Annotated in this window: 4 protein-coding genes and 1 pseudogene; all 5 read right to left on the minus strand. The window is 62.0% G+C overall.

Features of this window, described 5'->3' with window-relative positions; genetic code table 11:
• Window positions 1–117: 117 nt before the first annotated feature.
• Window positions 118–1227, minus strand: a pseudogene (locus tag ABZF37_RS13920) (RHS repeat-associated core domain-containing protein); the annotation flags it as partial.
• Between the two features lie 13 nt (window positions 1228–1240).
• A complete protein-coding gene (locus ABZF37_RS13925; protein ID WP_372720945.1) occupies window positions 1241–1414 on the minus strand; it encodes a hypothetical protein in 174 nt (57 codons plus the stop codon).
• A 116-nt stretch (window positions 1415–1530) separates the two neighbouring features.
• Window positions 1531–2028 carry a hypothetical protein gene (locus tag ABZF37_RS13930; protein ID WP_372720947.1) on the minus strand — a complete coding sequence of 166 codons (498 nt, stop codon included), beginning with the start codon at window positions 2026–2028 and terminating at the stop codon, window positions 1531–1533.
• A 59-nt stretch (window positions 2029–2087) separates the two neighbouring features.
• Window positions 2088–2549, minus strand: coding sequence for a DoxX family protein (locus ABZF37_RS13935; protein ID WP_372720949.1), 462 nt, complete (start codon window positions 2547–2549; stop codon window positions 2088–2090).
• A gap of 30 nt (window positions 2550–2579) precedes the next feature.
• Window positions 2580–3346, minus strand: a 767-nt coding sequence (locus tag ABZF37_RS13940) for a DUF2063 domain-containing protein (protein ID WP_372720951.1), incomplete at its 5' end; no start/stop codon positions are given.

Genomic DNA, 3346 nt, shown 5'->3' on the forward strand with positions numbered 1-3346 from the left:
CCTTGACCGCCATGCCGGCGTCGGCTTCACGCAGGAAGCCAATGATCTGCTCTTCGGAAAACCGCTTCTTCACGTCCAATCTCCTGGTCAGGTGGGATTGGACTCCAAATCGCCGTGCTACTCAAAACCGGGGGGACGTCGATAGGTTCCATAGCCAGCACAGACTCGGTAATTCTTTTCTATATAGGGACTATAGTCAGGTGGTATTACCTGTTGTGGCTTTCCTGTCGGAATAGAGCTTAGAACATAACTCTGGCTCGTCACCCTGCTGTAGTCATCGCGCGACACCTGGATTGTGTCTGAGTAAACGTCCCATGTCGTACCGAAGGTATAAGGTCGCTCTCCTACCTGAATATCAATGCCAGCGTACTTTAAAACAGTCGTCACGAACTTCACAATTCTTCCTGGTGGGAGTTGTGTTAATAACGTGTCAACGGGCATAAGATCTCGGTATGTGTAGTCTTCTGTCAAATAAACTCTTGTTGGACGAGGGTTTTTCAGGGCTTCCATTGTTTCCAGCGTAACCTCATCATTAAACGTCCTGGCAAACGCCGCGGTGACGGCCCCGTTGGCAAACTTGCCGCCTCCGACGACCGAGGCGGCACCGCCGATGACGGCCGCGGTCATGCTACGCCCCACCCGTGAGAGAAACTGCGAGGACAGCTTGATCTGATCAACCAGCGGGCTGGCCCACTGGGCAAATCCCGCCGACAGCATACCGCTCTGGAAGCTACCACCCTGGATGCGGGCGGTGGTGCCCCCGGTCAGGGCGTGCGCAGCCACCTGCTTGGTCAAGCCCCAATTCTGCCCATAACCGCCAATAGCCCCAAATGCTGCTCCGGTGACCGCCCCCATAAAGGCACTCTCCAGATTGCCGCCGATGATCCCGCCTGCAATGAACCCGCCGGCAGCGCCGGCTACCACGTGGTAGGCGACGGCTGTCTTGGCGTAGCCCAGCGCCTGCGCGAAGCCAAGGCCCCCATAAAAACCCGCCGCCACGCCAATCGCCAGCCTCACATACGGATTCTTAAACAGGCTGCCGATGGCCTTAAACACGCTCTTGAAGGCCTTGCCGATGGACTTAAACAGCTTGCCGATAAACAGCCAGGTCGGGTCGGTCAGGGACAGCGGGTTGTTGTTGACGTAGGTGTAGCGGTTAAGACCCTGGGTGGTCTCGGGAAACTGCACGTAGGGGTCGGCCGACAGGAAACGGCCCAGGGTCGGGTCGTAGACCCGACCACTACTCGGGCGATCCCTGCCCTCGCCCCGGTGCGGCCCGCCTGCGGCGGTTCAAAATCGCTCCCAGCGATTTTGTCATGTGGATCAGGCCGATCTCGTCCAGGTGCTCGTGACCGGTGAAGCCGCGGTCGGTGTTGACCGCCAGCAGCGCCTGGGCCGGGGTGCTCCAGTCCACGTTACGGCGCTTGCCGTGCGGGTCGTAGGACAGGCGCTCGATGACCGCGCCGACCTCCGGGATAGAGGAAGCCGTTGTCTGTCTGCCATCACGGTCACTTCCGTTGGAAGTTCAGCTCAGTACCAGGGCAGCAGCAGTCGCGGCGGGTGGTAGTCGGTGTCTACGTGATGACCTTTGTATTCGATCCAGTCGAGTTCGAGGCCTTGCGGTGGCTTGTAACGGCCGGCGACCTTGAGGGTTCCGTCGTCGGTGTCCGCCCGGCGCGCCAGTGTTCGCGCCCAGATCCAGCTGTCCACGCGGTATTCGCGCTCGTAACAGCGCAGCGTCTGGCCCTGGACATCGGTGAGCAAGAAATGCCAATAGAAATAACCAACGTGGCCGCGGTAATCGACCTGCCCGGCCAGCTCCACGCGCCGACCGGCAAGGGTGTCGGCATTGCTGAGCAAAGTTGCCAGATCGGTACGCACGATAGCGTCGGCTTCGGCGTAGCGTTCAGGCGCCGTGCGGTATTCGGCGTAGTCCACCACCACCGGCGGGGTGGCGCAGCCGACTAGCGCAAGCGTCAGACTCCACGCGGCCAATCGGCCTGGACGATGGCTGCCGGGTCGGCCCATGCGGTAGCCCTCAATCGGCGGTTGCCGTCAGCCTCGCACTGCACCTGAACAAACGCAATTCAAACATCGATACGTCGGCGCAGCGCTGGCCAAAGCCAGTGGTCCAGGGACAGCTTGCCCGGGCCACGCAGGATCAGCAGTCCCAGCAGCAGGCCCCACAGTTGGTGGTCGGCAATGCCTTGAGCGTTCAGCGTTGGGTAGGACACCACGGCAATGATGTTGAACACGAACAGCACCATGGCCGCAAAGCGCCCGGCAAGGCCAAACGCCAGCAACACCGGGAAGAAAAGTTCCACCCCGGTGCCGATATAGGCGGCCAGCTCTGGCGCCAGCAGCGGGACGCTGTACTCCTCCCGAAACAGGTACAACGTCGAGTCCCAGCTCTGGATTTTCAGCTGGCCCGCTTTCCAGAAGACATTGGCGACGTAAAGCCGCAGCAGCAGGTCGCCGAGCGGCGCCAACCAGTCCAGGCCGCGATACACACTCGAAGTGAGCTTAAAACCGGTTTGGACAAGAGCCATGACACGTGCCTCCGTGGGCTGCCTGAAAACTCAACCTGAGGTGATCGAGAGGGTGCTAAAGGTGCCTGCAGTGACCTGCCCGGCCAGGGCCGTGCCGGCATTCAGCCCAGGCTCAGCCGTCAACGCCGAAGCGAGTGCGCCGCCCAGGTCGATGTCGGCGTCCAACTGCGCCAGCAGCGCGTATTCGCCAGCAGACAAACTCTCGACTCGCACCTGCAGGCCGCGGCGGATGACCAGCAGTGACTCGCCGCCGAGGTCGAGATTCACCCGATCGTCACCGCGGTAGTCAGCCTGGTTGACCTCGAATATCCGGCCCACCGGGAAGGCGGAGCGCAGCAACTGCGCGCTCGGGTGCAGTTGCAGGCGGATGTTCGCGTGTTGTTCGGCCGGCACGCCGGCAAAGTCCTCGATGGACACGCGGGGCGCATCGGCACCGTGATAGGCCTGTTGCCAGGCCCATTCCAGGCGCGCCACATCGGGCAGGTAGGGCAGGGCGGCCAGAACCGGCAACTGGCTGCACAGCTCCGGCATCTGCGCGCCGAACGGGTGCAGATGGCCGACCCGTGGCGGGTGGCGGCTCAGGAATGCGCTGGTGAGGGCGTCGAAACAGTCGTCGCCCACCAAGCGCCGCAGCACCGGGTAGACGTCGGCCAGGGCTTCCTTCAGACGGATGCGCACGGCGTTGCGATATACCTGCACGCGCTGCGCCGGGTCGAGGCCGTTGCCGCTGACAAAAGTCTCGATGCCGGCGGTGTGGTTCAGGACCGCGCCGGCAAATGCCGTTTGCAACTCAGCCA

Source organism: Immundisolibacter sp., from assembly GCF_041601295.1.
Lineage (GTDB): Bacteria > Pseudomonadota > Gammaproteobacteria > Immundisolibacterales > Immundisolibacteraceae > Immundisolibacter.

Coding starts and splice junctions, on each gene's coding strand:
- ABZF37_RS13930 (WP_372720947.1), bottom strand. CDS start 2,028: ATGGGCCGACCCGGCAGCCATCGTCCAGGCCGATTGGCCGCGTGGAGT.
- ABZF37_RS13935 (WP_372720949.1), bottom strand. CDS start 2,549: ATGGCTCTTGTCCAAACCGGTTTTAAGCTCACTTCGAGTGTGTATCGC.